Here is a 14,372-nt window from a genome sequence, read left to right as displayed (position 1 = left end):
TTTACTTCCCCTGCTCAAACACAAAAATCCCTTTCTTGTTGGCAATCACCACATCAGTCAGACCGTCTTTGTTGATGTCTTCAGCTACTACGTTGAGGCCTACGCCTGAGTCGTCATCGATTTCGTGAGCGATCCATTTGGGCTCTTTGCCTGGCACGTATTCAAACCAGTAGAGGTAAGCTGGCTCCAAAGCCCCAGTGCCCTGGCGCATGTGGGCATAGTAGCGCTTGCCGGTGACAAAGTCCTTTTTGCCATCGCCGTTGATGTCAGAGAAAGCTACGGCATGAGTTTCTGACATTTCGTCGGTGATGAGGTGTCGGGTGAACTTCTGATTACTACCGTCTCCTTCGTTTTCATACCACCAGATGCCTCTCTCGTGGGCAGAGGCAGAGAAAACATCCAGGTTTCCATCTTGCGTAAAATCCACAGTATACATGTGGGAGCATGGCTCGCCAAGGTTGGATGGATGCCAGAACCAGGCCGCCTGAGTAACATCGCTCGGCGCTTCCCACCAACCTTCTCTGATCACCACATCCTTCCGTCCGTCACCGTTCACGTCGGCATGGCCGAGGCCATGGGAGAAGTTTTCAGAGCCAGGTGTGCCCGGCAAACTAATGGTGTATTTTGTCCAGTTGGTATCCCCTTTTTTACCGGGCGACTTCAGCCAGATCATTTGCTTGTTGGTTACATCTCCGCACAAGATGTCCTTTCGACCGTCACCATCCATATCATAAAATCCGGGAGATTCGTTGCCCACGGTTTCATGGATCATGTACTCCTTCCAGTAGCCTTCCTTTCCCTGGGGGTTCTCATGCCAGTAAACAGCCTTGCCCGGAAAATCGACCCGGATAAAGTCGATCCAGCCATCCTGGTTCACGTCCAGCGAGAAGTTAAGCATGGAGTTGCTCCATTCCTTTTCGGCAACGTAGAGTTTTGGTTCGTAGATTTCGTGCCGGATCCAGTTGGGAGCTTCGAACCAGAAGGGGCCGGCCATGATGTCGGTCAGGCCGTCGTTGTTGACATCGCCTACGGCCACTCCTTCAGAGACGAATTTATCGAAGAGGACGGTTTTTTTGAAGGGGATATCGTCGGCCACGATGTGGTCCTTCATGGGCTGGGCATGGGACTGCACCGATACTAATAAAACGAAGAAAGGGATCGTAACTCTTTTAAATGGCTTCATATCATCAATAGTTTCGTTCTATAAGAATGATCACCCTCAAGCCGGGTGGGCTCCTACTTTTTAAAAGACAAAAAGTAGGCAAAAGTCTTTGAAGAATTAAACGCACTGGCCTTTATGCGCATCGGCCCACCAATTCTTCACCTACCCTCCTGGAAGGGCTCGATTCATCCTTAAGATTAATTATACAATCGAGTCTCATTTGCTGCTAACCGAGGTCTGTCCCCTGACAGACCTAAACACAATTGCCTTACTTCTGGGTAAGCAAATAACCAAGCAGCGCATCAAAGTCTGTTTCGCTGATGGACTCACCGAAGGCGTCGGGCATCAGTGTGTATTGCGATGCCTTTTTCTCCTTGATATCGGTTTTGCTTACCGTAAACTCTTGGCCGGCTGCGTTAGCATACACCTCCAGCTCGCCTTCGTTCCGCCTGAACAAGCCGCTCAACACTTTGCCGTCATTCAAGGTAACTGTGTACGTTTTGAATGCCTGCGAAATGTTCCTGTTCGGATCCAGAATCTTTTCTGCCAATGCTCTCCTGCCCCAGTTGCCAATGCCATCGAGTTGCGGCCCAATCACGCCTCCATCGTTGTTGATTTGATGGCAGACGTTACAGTTGTTCATGAATACCGCCTTACCCAGCTCCACATCAGGCTTAGGATCAAACCTGGCCAACCTCGCATCGATCAATTTTTGTCTTTCCTCCAGCACAGACTCCAAACCAGCAGTTAATGTATCGTATTCTTTTCTCTGCGTAGCAGTCAGCTTTGGCAGTAGTTGTTCGTTCACTCTTCTGTCGATGAGTATCCGGGGCGGGATGAAGCCATCCTTCGCTGCTTTCAGCAAGCTGGCTCTTCCTTCGGCTGAGTTCACAAACACCGATACGATAGCCACCTGCAATCCGCTGGGTGCATCTTTCAGCGATTTATTCAGCAACGGCCTTACACCGGCATAAGATGAAGTACCTATTGTTCTGGCCAGCTCTTCCCGGAAAGCAGGCTCTTCCTCAGCGCTAATTAATTTGGCTTCTACCATATCAATATTTCCTTTGCCATTGATGTCCAGTAATGCTTTGGCCGCAGCCGCCCTGGGCCTACTTTTTGCCCATGACGCATTCAACAGATCTTGAAGCCCTTGTTCATAGCTCGTCAGTTTATTTTGACTAGCGATGTTAGCAGCAAACACCTGGCGCTGAGAAATCTCTTCAAAGTACTCATACTCCTCATCAGCATGGGCAGACGGTTGGTCAGCCACCAATTGAGGTTTTGTCTCCAGATTCTTCAGGAAGTCACCGGCAAAGCTTGTCGCCCAGTCGGTCATCTGTTTGGCATTAGCAGTGCCGCCTCTCTGACCGATACCAGTTTGGATCGTGTTGTACAACGTATATTGCCCGGCCGCATCGCCTTTGAATTTCTCTTTAATAAAATCAATCGCCGAAGTAAGCTGTGCTTCCGGAATGAAACGCCCTACGTGCTGCAGATACACCACCATGCGGTCGTGTGGAGCATCGTACTTCTTTATGTTGTCGTAGATAAAACCCGAGGCGATGGCAGAAGGCACGTCGGTCATGGCGTCCATCAGGACTTTTGTTTCTGCTTCGTTCCATGTCTGTGGCACTGTAGAAGTGAGAATCTCTGGATTTTTGAAATGATCACGCAGGCCAATCATTAAAGTGTAATGAAGGTGCGTGTCGGTCGAGGGTACTGCTAAAGCGGCCGTTACAAGCGGTTTGATGCTGGCGGCATGATGATGTCTCACGAATACATCTGCCGCAGCTCTCTGCGTATGAGGATCGCTATGTTTTAACCCATCCAATGCCAGGCTTCTCATTTCGTCATTCAACGATTCATATTCTGTCAGTATACGGTAGGCATGCACTCTGACCTCCTGATCGCTTCCTGTAGCAGCACTTTTTAACTCTGTGTCCGACAGCGCTTCAAGCCTCTTTAGCGCCCACATGGCATGGACTTTCTGCTTGGAAGAAGCTTTACCATCCGACAAAAGTGCTTTTAGCGGCTGCGCCGCCTCATCAGCCTTGTAGTCTACCAGTCGGTTCGACGCCATCATCCGCTGCGAAAAAGTACTCTGGCTAAGACCTTTGATCAGCTCGTCAAGGCTTGCTTTTGACCAATCCACCTGATCGGTTGTCTCCCCTTTGTAAGTAATTCTCCAGATGCGACCACTTTTCCTGTCCCGGCCAGGGTGATCTAATGGCACCTCATAGTGACCAATGATACGGTTATAAAAATCTGCGATATAAAGGGCACCATCCGGCCCAATTTTTACGTCCACGGGACGAAACCACGGATCTTCGCTCACCAAAAAGTCTTTTTGAAGCGTCGCTACTGGCGTCGATCCGCTGTAGGTAATCGTATTACGACTCACCCGGCAGGCTACCACATCGCCGGAGTAGAAGCTGTTTCTGTATTCCTCAGGGAAAGCCTCTCCGTTGTAGTAGTCCAGTCCGGAAAGGGCAGTGGAACCAATCTGGTAGTTCATCATCTGTGGTCCAAAACCGAGGCCGGGCGGCTTTTTGCCAAAGTGTGGATAATCACCCTGACTGATGATCTGGTAAATGGGCATGGTGTGGCAGTCGGCAGAGTAGACGTAGCCAAGATCATCCACAGCAAACCCAAAAGGGTTGACCCGGCCGAAAGTAGTTTGCTCTACCCGGCTGCCATCGATACGAAAGCGGAAGGTATTGCCGGAGGTCATGCTTATTGAATCGTTGTCAGCGCCAGATACTTTAGAGGCATTTCGAAAACCATGGGAGGAGTGGATCCAGCCGTCAGGTGCCCGAAAGAAATTGTTGATCATGCCATGAGTATCCACATGATCAAACGGTCCAACAAGTACTCTCTTTTCGTCATACTTGTCATCTCCGTCTTTGTCTTCGAAATAGTAGATATTGGGAATGCTATAGGCAATAGCCCCACCTTTTACCGGCATAATACCAATGGGGATATTGAGGTCGCTCGCAAAATCAGTGAATTTATCTGCCTTCCCATCGCCATTGGTATCTTCGAGAATCGTTATTTTGTCCTGACCCGAGCCAGTAGAAGCCTCATTGGGATACTCTATGGAGTGGGTCACCCACAGCCTGCCACGGTCGTCAAACTCCATGTTGATGGGCTTGGTGATATCGGGTTCAGAAGCATAGAGATTGATTTCAAACCCAGGAGGCAGGTGAAAGCCTTTCATTTCTTCCTCAGCGGTTTGGAAATCAGTCACCCGAATGTGGTCTTTAAAAAGCTCTGGGTCAATGAAGGAGTCGGGATCGTAGGGCTCTTCTTTTTTATTTTCCTGACAGGACGAGACAAAAAGAAAACAAAGGAATAGTAGTAGGTAGGCTCTCATAAAAAATTGAGTACATTAAGTTTGGTTTAATTTACACCCTCCTTACCTGCCGCACAAAATCAGGTATAAGTTATTTTAAATAGTTGGAATCTCAAGAAGGTTTTTATAGGATGGTTGGAAGAGAAGAAACCAAGCAGCCAAGCTGTGTCAATTTTAACCTTGACGGGTATTGGCTAATTGTCCCGCTTTTTATGATCCGGCCATTTAGAGAGGTGCTCATTCAGTTTTTCCCCCAGGATTTCGGAATAAATAATTGCCCCGTCGTTGTTGAAGTGGTAATAATTCAAACGTTTGGTACTATCCATCAATAATTTAGCGTAGCGATCAGAATAAAGATTCAATCGGGACTGCTCACCAAGACTGTAAAACGCCCCAGAAACAAAGGAAGCTTCCAATTCATTTTTCACAAGAGGTGGAAGAAGGAAAATCAATCTTATTTCTCTTGCTTCAAAGTAGGCAATAAGCCGCTCCAAATCATAGCTGTGGATGTGACTTGGAAGCTCATGTAATAAATATAGTTCTGTAGTTAACTGCGAGGTACTCAATAGTGATTGCTCCATATCATTTCCCTGGTGTTCACTGTAAGGCATGTAGCCATCTTGTCCGAAATCAGGCGGCAGGCTTCCTATGGCGAAAAGCGCCAACAAATTTGCTCTTACGTTTAACATTTCCGGTAGCTTTTCCACCGCCTCCGCCAAAATTAACCTAATTTCCCGAGTTGGCTTCTCGTCGACCTCATCGAGGACAAACTCGACCCACGGCCATTTGTTCTCGAAATCGAGCCTTGGCCCATTCAGTTCAATCACAATATATTCAACATGTTTTTCAAATCGGGTTTCCACCAGAAAGTCTCGAATATATGGAAATGTAAAGCTCTTCAACCCAAGGTTGATACTTTTGGTTTGATACTCCAACAATATCGAATCTATAACAGAGGGTATAATTCCTCTCAGGAAGCGACTAGATCCAACGAAAACCATATTGCAATCCGAATCTATACTAATTGCCTGTAGCTTTTTGGTTGCTTCTGTTTGCATATCAGCAACCGGCAAAATAGCGTCGAAGCTTTGGCGAATAATGACCAAAAGTAAAATCAAAATGATAGCCTTAATAGTTAACTTTCTCATGCTAGAACTGGAAATAATAAAAATCAACTCCTGAAATACCAAAATTCAGAATTGCTTCAATCAATATCACGTAAACTACCCAACGAACAAATAACTTATGTTTACCAACCCATTCGCTGAAAGCCTCTGCCTTCATCTGTCTGTTGATCAAATCCATAAGGAAAAAAACTATACCACACAAAAGTATGTCTTGGATGACACTTCTTGGAAAGACTAGTTGGCTATGTTCTCTCCAATCGAAGCTGAACCGTAAAATATCCAGGCCCTTACTCCATGATTCTGCTTTAAACCACATAGCAGTAACAGCGTTTGACAAGAAAATGAAGGTGATGCATATAAGATTAAACACCTTGGGAAACCGTAGAAGACCAGTTTTTTCAAACTGACGAAACCTCCATTTAAGCGTCAACCTTTCAATCAACACCCAAACACCATTCACCAAACCCCAAATCACGAAGCCCCAATTTGCTCCGTGCCACAAACCAGTTATAAAAAATACAAACAGAAGACTTAAATAAAAACGAGTTTGTGTTCTTCCTTTCCCTAGTACAGCAAAGAAGAGATAATCTCTGAACCAATCACTAAGTGTAATATGCCACCCTTTCCAAAAATTTGCTTTCGAATTGGCAAAATATATTCTATTGTCAAAATTCTTCGAGAGCTTCACACCAAAAAGCCGTGCCGAGCCAATTGCTATGTCGCTATATCCCGAGAAGTCGCAAAAAATCTGAACAGAAAAAAGACATGAGCCAATTATGAGCGGCAATCCCTTGTACGTCTCAGGACTCCCATAAACCAAATCCACCAGCTCCCCAATCCGGTCTCCAACTACCATTTTTTTGAATAGCCCCCAAAGGATGAGCCGTGCGCCAGCGGTGGCGTTCTCAGAACTTAGAAGACTTAGGTTATTCAACTGTGGCAAAAGATTCTTCGATCTTTCGATTGGGCCCGCTAAAATCTGTGGGAAAAACAATACGTAGAGAGAAAACACTCCTAAATTTCGCTCCGGCTTTCTGAAGCCTTTGTAGACATCAATTGTGTGGCTTAAGGTCTGAAAGGTATAAAAGCTGATACCTATTGGAAACGGAAGCGAATTTTTGGGAATAGAAATTGCCATGTTCAATGCACTGAACACGGTATTTATATTCTCAGCAAAGAAATTGTGGTATTTGAAAAAGAAAAGGAGGCCAATATTGGAAACTATGCTCGACCAAAATAAGGCCTTTCTCTGCCATTGTAGCTTTGAGCTGTAAATCGCAAGCCCGCAGATGTAATCTATCAGGATTGATACTCCTACTACAATTAGAAAGAATGGATTCCAGGTCGTGTAAAAGTATACGCTTGAAGCTAAAAGCAGTATCCACCTCCAGGATTTTGGAGTAAAGTAATATAGCACAAGTAACAGAACCAGAAAGACCCCGTAGAAGATACTATTAAAAAGCATTCAATACATGTAACATCAACAACATAAATTTCAATTGTCTCCTTTGCGAAAAGTAAGTTTTGCAAATATTTCTATACCTGAGGGGTAAATTAACAGGTTTTTAGTTTGACTGTTATTGAATCTCCATAAATACTTATAAATTCAAATATTCCATGACGACTGCGTCACGAAACGCCCAATAATTCCAAAATTATATTTCCCACCATAGACTTTACACCTATTCATGACTTCCTAGTATGACAAGCCAATCTGAAATAGCTGACTTCATCAAAAGACTTATTGCGAAGGAAATTGGCAAAGAAGTCACCACGATTGATGATGCTGTGGCATTTAATGATCTGGGGCTGGATTCGGTGAATTCAATTTTCTTACTCGGAGATGTTGAGGAGCACTATAAAATTGACATTGACCCTTTGAGTCTCTACAACAACCCCACTGTTTCTTCCTTTACTGAGCATGTTTACGAATTGATAAATGGACGTAACTAAACTTTGGCAACCATCGAAACCAGGGTTTATTACTAACCCCTATCCAGTATATTCCAATATATTGGCACATACGCCTGTATTCGAATCACCTACCGGAGACTTTGTAGTGATGAACTATGATGGCGTTAAGCATGTGCTTTTTGATAAAAATTATCAGACTGGAGCCAGGGCGGAATGGGTTTATAAAATGACTCAATATGCCACGGACAGAAACATAGACTTCCGCTCGATTCAGCAAGCAGTGGCGGGAATGCCAATACAGCAAAACCCACCAATACACAGCGTTATTCGCTCCGTTCTCGCTAAAAACTGGCCTTCTAAGGCTTTTCTTTCGACAAAGTCTTCTGAGATTTGTGATGAAATCCTGGCAGATATGCCACCATCATTTGACTTGGTCTCTTTTATTGCCAAGAAGCTGCCAGTATGGATGGTTTGCGATGTGCTTGGCATGCCGAGATCTTTAGGAGAAGAGCTTCAGGCGGACGGTTTCAGACTTGTTCAACTTCTCGATCCCTATTTGACTTTTAAAGATTTAAAGAATATCCAGGTTGCCTCAACAAACCTTCGGGCATCTTTCGATCTCTACTATAGCAGTCTTGATAAGGAGTCCGCCGGATTGGCTGCTGCTGTGAAAAAAGCTGCGGAAGACAATCCTGAATTTAATGCTGATCCCGTATCGCTCATTATTTTTCTTTTCATTGCTGCTTTTGAAACAACCTCCAGCCTGATAAGCATTTGCCTGCAAACATTAATTGAAGACAAAGAGCTATGTTACCAACTTGACAGCGACGCTCGTATTGAGCGCTTTGTCAGGGAAATATTAAGGCTATACTCACCTGTGCAGATAACTGGCAGGTCAAATCCCGAACCTATAGTCCTATCTGGAGTTGAAATACCCGCCAATAGCACCATCACTCTTTGCCTTGGGTCTGCCAACCGTGATCCAGGCCATTTTGAAAACCCCGATCAACTAATTATCGACAGAAAGGTGAACGATCACCTTTCCTTCGGGTATGGTATGCATCATTGCCTGGGAAGCCAAATGGCAGTAGTTGAGGCTGCGTCTGTAGTCAAAGCTTTCCTGCCCAAACTAGGTCACACCAGCATTGTTGGCAAGCCAGTTTGGGAGAATAGGCTAATGATCAGGAGGCTGCTCTCGATGGAATTGTTAGTTTCAGACAACGAAACGCCATCTGTATAACTAACGATAAGTCGCCATGTTGCCTTTTGGTTTGTCCGCTTACTTTCGTTTCGTAGCATTTATCCATTTCACTTTCTCAAATAAAAATTTCCCGAACTTTGCTGAAGCGACTTAAAAAGTGGCCTGCGAAATTCATTGCACCTATACCTAAAACGCCTAAGCTCATCACGGAAATTACCCCCTCGAAGAAATAAACTTCATAATCTCACCCCGGTTGTTTACTCCACACCCACAACGAGTGAGACACCTACGAGCCGGGTGGTTATTTTTTTAACCTACTGAAAATAAGCTAGTCAAAAAATGACTGTTTAGTAGTAGTAGTGAGCTTAAAAGCTGGCTGGTGACTTTAATTAAGTTGGCCATCACCAAATCAGCCGCTAGTTTGGGGTTCCAATCGGCAGGTAGAATGGCCTCTCCGGCGTTAACTTGGGCTGGTTGACCTGCAACACTTAGCACAGCCGCCAGTAGCAAGGCGACAAAGTCGATCGCTTTCTTCATGGAGAATCACGGTAATTATTCAAATTCATCAATGTTCGAAAGAGATTTGCGGCGCCGGTCAGCGGCAGCCATCCTCCCTTTGCATTCATCAAAATATCAAACACTTGAGTAAATAACTACTTCGACCAAAAGCAGCGGTCAAAAGAAATATACTTAAGAGAAAATCACCCCAACCGCTTCAAGCTCCCACTCCTCACATACACTTCGGCATCGTGCCAGAGAATCTTGGTCCAGATTTGGCCCGCATCGAGGACTTTCACTTTGTGGCCCTGGGAAACAATTTCCAGCATAGGAGCACCTGCAGAAGGGCCTTTCATGAGGTAAGTGGCTGATTCCACAATAATAGCCTCCGGTTTTGAGAACGGGTAATTGACAACAACAGCGAGGAACAACCCGAATACCAACTGCCAGGTCATAAGGCCTGTTGAAAAGCCTTTCTTTTTAAGGAAACGGTAAACTTGCAAAAGCAGCAGCACAAAAATCACCGACATCACTACTGTAAGAATGAGATCGTAGTACAACGAGTACCACGACATAATAAAGTCGGCATCGGTCACGTCGTAGCCAAGTAAGCCCTGCTTTTCGGCGATTTCATTGATCTTTTTAAGCACAAGATTATTGTGAGTGAGATCGTAATACTTCGTCAGGTAAAAAAGTGCCTCGGGGTACTCATCGAGCCCTTCTTTGATAAACGCCATCTTCATCAGCATTTGAGGTGATGCCATTCCCTTGTCAAACACTAGCTGATATTCGTCGAATGACTCTGTGTACTTCTTTAGTTCAAATAATGAATCTGCTTTCACCAAATCAGTGCTAACTGATTGAGCAGAAGAATATTCTGACGTCAGAAATGTGCTTACGAAAAAACAGAAGAAAATTTTTATATGCCAGCTTTGCAAATTATTCATAGAGTACTACCTTTGCAACCTCATTTACGGGCGCAATTAAGGAAAGGCTGCCAAATAAAGCAAAATTCCTCCTTATTTGATGGTTAATAAATGTTAAAAGATTCCGTAGCTCAGCTGGTAGAGCAATACACTTTTAATGTATGGGTCCTGGGTTCGAGCCCCAGCGGGATCACTCAAAAGCTCAAGATTAATTTCTTGAGCTTTTTTATTTTCCATCTCATCAGGTCGCTGTCGGCCAATATGCTCAATTAGCGATCACCTCTTCCTTGTGAGAAAACTCAACTCCATCTTCTGGTGTGAGTTTATCGACGGTTACCCAGTGCCAGCGGGCATATCCCACCTGGCAAAGACCATAGCTTCTGACGGCTATATGTAGCCGAAATTGATGATCAGCCTCCTGAACGAATTGACGAAATTCAACATGGCCTCCTGGCCAGCATCCGCCTACCATGATCTTATAGCCAAGCAGCGTTTGGCTTTCAAAATCTACAGGGGCCCCCATGGTTGCACCGGTTTGTTGGCTGAACGCTTCCCACTCCGAAGTTGAATTAATGACGTAGCCAGTATAAAATGGACCTTCAACTTGCGAAATGTTAATATCAGCAGTTGACACACCGTCACCGTTTCTCGGATCTTTATCCAATTGATCTTTTAAGAGCGCCACTTCAACCAAATCAATTGTTGAAACACCAAGATTGGTATCGGCTGCTGTTTTATCAGAAATGGTTATCAGCAATTCCAGGCCCTCCTGTTTCAGGCTATCCGGGAAGCCGTTGCAGATATTGGGCATCCAGGCACCCAGGTATTGTCGCATGCGAGTGGTGTCTACAATACCTGGCTTGTAACTGAAACCGCCGCCGTCGGGTATATTTGATACTATAGCATATAGATCTCGCTTCAGCTCTCCGGAATGTAAACATTGCTCCGCTACGACGTTAACCGAGTCTTGATCCAGCTCACCACTTTCAGTATTGTCATCTTTTTCACCGCAGGCGAAAAAAAAGGATGCAGCCAATAAAAGCCCTATCGCTTTGTTTATTAGGTTCATATATCATCGGTTAATTATGATTTTACTTTGTTCAAATAATCCATCGCCATGAACTTCCAACACATAAATACCCAGTGGTATATCTTTAACATCTACCTCAACAAAACTCCTATCCTGGTTGACGATTGTTGGGACAAATACTTCTCCTGTTAATCCAATCAGACGAACCAAAGCAGCTTCTGTGCCTACCTCATTTGACTGTTTTATAATTAAGTTTTTGTCCACCGGATTGGGGCTACACTGCAAGTGCCTGAGTAAACACCAAACGTTATGTCACGATAAGCCGAACACCGACTGCTATTATCCGCAGTCACCCTCAATGTAAATATCCCATAACCTGTAATATTTACTTTACAGAAACTATCTCATCAAGCCGCCATTGGCTTAATCCTACCACCATACCGTTATTGTAAAACATACTTGTGTATCCAAACAAGATGTGTCAAATTGTAGCTAACCACGCAACAATACATTTGTGTGGCCGGTTATACCTGCTTAAACATAAAATACATTTTCCTTGAGAAAGTTTTGCGATACAACGCCTTTGGCTCGTTTGTTCCCTTTTGCCATTTCACTCTATTTCCTCGCAGCTTGTTCCAGCACAAACAAGCCCGCCAACAAAGACGATTCATCAGTAAAAACACCAGAAGAAGAGCTGGCCACCTTCCAGCTGGAGCCTGGCCTGACAATCCAACTGGTAGCCAGCGAACCCATGGTTCAGGAGCCCGTATTTGCGGTATTCGACGAAGACGGCAAGCTTTGGGTGGCTGAAATGCGTGGCTATATGGTTGACATCGAAGGCCACGATGAGACCAGCCGCCTGGGGAGGATATCCATCCTCGAAGACACTGATGGCGACGGCACCATGGACAAAAGCACCGTATACCTCGATAGCCTCGTGCTGCCAAGGTCCATAGGGCTGATAAAAGGTGGAGCACTGGTTTCTGAAAATAAAGCGCTTTGGATTACCCAGGACACGGACGGCGACTTCAAAGCAGACACGAAAATCCTACTCGACTCCACCTATTCCAGTAACGGTCTGGTGGAGCACTCAGACAACGGGCTTTTGCTCAACACAGACAACTGGTACTACAGCGTCAAATCAAGACTTCGGTACCGTTTGGTAAACGACGAGTGGGTAAGGGACAGCACCGAATTCCGGGGGCAGTGGGGCGTCAGCCATGACGACGAGGGCCGACTCTTTTATAACTACAATTGGTCGCAGCTTCATGGCGACCTTGTGCCACCCAACTACCTAAGCCGAAACAAAAACCATAAGCCATCAACTGGTATAGACCACGGCCTAACTATCGACCGCAGGGTATACCCCATCCGTGCAACACCCGCAGTGAACAGGGGCTATATCCCAGGCACTCTCGATGAAAACGAAAAATTAATTGAGTTTACGGCTGCATGCTCACCATTGGTGCTGAGAAGTACTCTTTTCCCCTCTGAATACTATGGCAATGCATTTGTGTGTGAGCCTGCCGGCAACCTGGTGAAGCGAAATGTGGTCACAGAAAGCGGCGTCATATTAAGCGCAAACGACCCCCATCCGGGCACAGAGTTCCTGGCATCGACTGACGAAAGATTCAGACCAGTAAATACCCTGGCAGGCCCCGATGGCGCATTGTACATTGTCGATATGTATCACGGCATTATTCAGGATGGAAAATATGCCACACCTTATTTAAAAGAAAAAACATTGGAGCGCCACCTGGATCAGCCCATCCATATGGGGCGCATTTGGCGCATTGTTCCTGAAGGCGGGCAGCCAGTCAAAAACCAAAAGCTGTCTTCCGCATCATCCACAGAGCTTATTGGCTTGCTTTCTCATCCTGATGGCTGGCAAAGAGACATGGCGCAACGGCTGCTAGTGGAAAGAGGCGACCTATCAGTAGTGGCAGGTCTTATTGGCGTTGCAAAAAATGCAAAGACCAACCTGGCTCGCTTCCATGCCCTGTGGACGCTGGAAGGTCTCGGCCAAACCGACACTGATTTACTTCTTAGTCTATTATCTGATAAAAGCCCACTGATTCAATCAACCGCACTGCGAATTCTCGAGCCTATTGCCAAGAAAAACCCTGAGGTTCAAACGAAGCTTGAGGCCTCCTTACTCAGCGGCAGCCAAACTGTAGACATTAAGCAGGTGTTGCAAATAGCGCTCAGTGCCGGCGTTCTTACGCCAAATGCCACTCAGCAAGTTTTGGAAGAAATAGTAGCAGCGCATTCCGATTCGCCATTGATACGTGATGCAGTAATGAGCAGCCTGGAGGATCAGGAATTCGCCTTTCTGCAGCGGCTTTGGAAATCTCCCTCCTGGGAAAACCCTTCTCAGCCGAAGGAGATTTTTCTTGAAATGCTTACGACCTCCGTTGTAAACAAAAGAGATTCAAAAGAGCTTGCTGCACTCCTCGCAATGCTGAATGTGAAAGAAGCTGCATTTGGTTGGAAGGAAAAAACAGTGCTGACAGGCCTTGCCATACAACAAAGCAGCACAAACAAAGCAGGCCCTATTCAGCTGGCTTCTGCCCCCACCATTCTCACGAAACCGCAGGTGAATGTTGATCCGGCAAGGCTTGCGTCACTCAATGCGATGTTTGAGTGGCCGGGTCATAAGGTGGAAACCGTTACTCAGGCTGCCGGAAACACGCTGACGGAGCTGGAGCGAGAAGCATTTGCCCTCGGTCGGCAAAATTACCTTACCACCTGCGCCGGTTGCCATGGCACCGACGGTGCCGGAATAAGCCGGTTTGCTCCGCCTCTTGCTGGCTCCGATTGGGTAACCGGTAGTGACAAACGCCTGGCATTGATTATATTACATGGAATTGAGGGATCCATTGAGGTAGCTGGAAAAACATACAACACGCCTGAGATACTTCCTGTGATGCCCGCACATTCGACCCTGGACGACAGAAGCATTGCGACTATTTTGACCTATATTAGAAATGAGTGGGGCAATAGCGCCAGTGCCATCAGTGGCCGCTTTGTGGGAGGAACGAGAGTGACTTCACAGGGCCGTGTAGTTCCGTGGACGGCTGCTGAGCTAAATACCCATATAGAAACACTCGAACAGGAAGAAGCAAAAACAAAAGCTCAATAAACCTACTGACACTTACA

General features: G+C 45.8%; 11 protein-coding genes and 1 tRNA gene. 4 read left to right on the top strand and 8 right to left on the bottom strand.

What is annotated here, in order from left to right:
• Position 1 precedes the first annotated feature (1 nt).
• From RT717_RS00285 to RT717_RS00270, 4 genes are all read right to left on the bottom strand, one after another.
• Positions 2-1,183 carry an FG-GAP repeat domain-containing protein gene (locus tag RT717_RS00285; RefSeq protein ID WP_317489746.1) on the bottom strand — a complete coding sequence of 394 codons (1,182 nt, stop codon included), beginning with the start codon at positions 1,181-1,183 and terminating at the stop codon, positions 2-4.
• A gap of 247 nt (positions 1,184-1,430) precedes the next feature.
• Positions 1,431-4,538, bottom strand: coding sequence for a PVC-type heme-binding CxxCH protein (locus RT717_RS00280; RefSeq protein ID WP_317489745.1), 3,108 nt, complete (start codon positions 4,536-4,538; stop codon positions 1,431-1,433).
• Positions 4,539-4,711: 173 nt separating this feature from the next.
• Positions 4,712-5,707: a hypothetical protein gene (locus tag RT717_RS00275; protein ID WP_317489744.1), complete on the bottom strand. Its 996-nt coding sequence runs from the start codon at positions 5,705-5,707 to the stop codon at positions 4,712-4,714.
• Positions 5,667-6,782 carry an MBOAT family O-acyltransferase gene (locus RT717_RS00270; RefSeq protein ID WP_317489743.1) on the bottom strand — a complete coding sequence of 372 codons (1,116 nt, stop codon included), beginning with the start codon at positions 6,780-6,782 and terminating at the stop codon, positions 5,667-5,669. Before RT717_RS00270 ends, RT717_RS00275 begins: the two co-directional genes overlap by 41 nt.
• Before the next feature lie 563 nt (positions 6,783-7,345).
• Here RT717_RS00270 and RT717_RS00265 point away from each other — a divergent pair.
• Complete coding sequence (locus tag RT717_RS00265) at positions 7,346-7,597, top strand: acyl carrier protein (protein ID WP_317489742.1); 252 nt, start codon at positions 7,346-7,348, stop codon at positions 7,595-7,597.
• Entirely contained in the window at positions 7,584-8,798 is a 1,215-nt protein-coding gene (locus tag RT717_RS00260; protein WP_317489741.1) for a cytochrome P450, read from the top strand. Before RT717_RS00265 ends, RT717_RS00260 begins: the two co-directional genes overlap by 14 nt.
• A 270-nt stretch (positions 8,799-9,068) precedes the next feature.
• Here RT717_RS00260 and RT717_RS00255 read toward each other — a convergent pair whose 3' ends face one another.
• Positions 9,069-9,296, bottom strand: coding sequence for a hypothetical protein (locus RT717_RS00255; protein ID WP_317489740.1), 228 nt, complete (start codon positions 9,294-9,296; stop codon positions 9,069-9,071).
• 164 nt (positions 9,297-9,460) lie between these two features.
• Positions 9,461-10,204 (bottom strand): hypothetical protein, encoded by a 744-nt coding sequence (locus tag RT717_RS00250; RefSeq protein ID WP_317489739.1) that lies wholly within the window; start codon positions 10,202-10,204, stop codon positions 9,461-9,463.
• A 99-nt stretch (positions 10,205-10,303) separates the two neighbouring features.
• On the opposite strand from RT717_RS00250, the gene RT717_RS00245 reads away from it, so the two are divergent.
• Positions 10,304-10,376, top strand: a tRNA-Lys gene (locus RT717_RS00245).
• A gap of 72 nt (positions 10,377-10,448) precedes the next feature.
• Here RT717_RS00245 and RT717_RS00240 read toward each other — a convergent pair.
• Both RT717_RS00240 and RT717_RS00235 read right to left on the bottom strand, forming a co-directional pair.
• Positions 10,449-11,252 (bottom strand): hypothetical protein, encoded by an 804-nt coding sequence (locus tag RT717_RS00240; RefSeq protein WP_317489738.1) that lies wholly within the window; start codon positions 11,250-11,252, stop codon positions 10,449-10,451.
• Between the two features lie 3 nt (positions 11,253-11,255).
• Positions 11,256-11,477 (bottom strand): hypothetical protein, encoded by a 222-nt coding sequence (locus tag RT717_RS00235; protein WP_317489737.1) that lies wholly within the window; start codon positions 11,475-11,477, stop codon positions 11,256-11,258.
• Positions 11,478-11,769: 292 nt separating this feature from the next.
• On the opposite strand from RT717_RS00235, the gene RT717_RS00230 reads away from it, so the two are divergent.
• Entirely contained in the window at positions 11,770-14,355 is a 2,586-nt protein-coding gene (locus RT717_RS00230) for a DUF7133 domain-containing protein (RefSeq protein WP_317489736.1), read from the top strand.
• Positions 14,356-14,372: the final 17 nt, after the last annotated feature.

The sequence above is a fragment of the Imperialibacter roseus genome (genome assembly GCF_032999765.1).
Taxonomy (GTDB): domain Bacteria; phylum Bacteroidota; class Bacteroidia; order Cytophagales; family Cyclobacteriaceae; genus Imperialibacter; species Imperialibacter roseus.
The sequence above is the reverse complement of the archived record's forward strand: the minus strand, read 5'-3'. Positions and strand labels throughout refer to the sequence as shown.

What these genes read in the sequence shown, in the direction of transcription:
- RT717_RS00270 (WP_317489743.1), bottom strand. Translation starts at nt 6,782, where the DNA reads ATGGCAATTTCTATTCCCAAAAATTCGCTTCCGTTTCCAATAGGTATC.
- RT717_RS00280 (WP_317489745.1), bottom strand. Translation starts at nt 4,538, where the DNA reads ATGAGAGCCTACCTACTACTATTCCTTTGTTTTCTTTTTGTCTCGTCC.
- RT717_RS00240 (WP_317489738.1), bottom strand. Translation starts at nt 11,252, where the DNA reads ATGAACCTAATAAACAAAGCGATAGGGCTTTTATTGGCTGCATCCTTT.
- RT717_RS00250 (WP_317489739.1), bottom strand. Translation starts at nt 10,204, where the DNA reads ATGAATAATTTGCAAAGCTGGCATATAAAAATTTTCTTCTGTTTTTTC.
- RT717_RS00260 (WP_317489741.1), top strand. Translation starts at nt 7,584, where the DNA reads ATGGACGTAACTAAACTTTGGCAACCATCGAAACCAGGGTTTATTACT.
- RT717_RS00255 (WP_317489740.1), bottom strand. Translation starts at nt 9,296, where the DNA reads ATGAAGAAAGCGATCGACTTTGTCGCCTTGCTACTGGCGGCTGTGCTA.
- RT717_RS00265 (WP_317489742.1), top strand. Translation starts at nt 7,346, where the DNA reads ATGACAAGCCAATCTGAAATAGCTGACTTCATCAAAAGACTTATTGCG.
- RT717_RS00285 (WP_317489746.1), bottom strand. Translation starts at nt 1,183, where the DNA reads ATGAAGCCATTTAAAAGAGTTACGATCCCTTTCTTCGTTTTATTAGTA.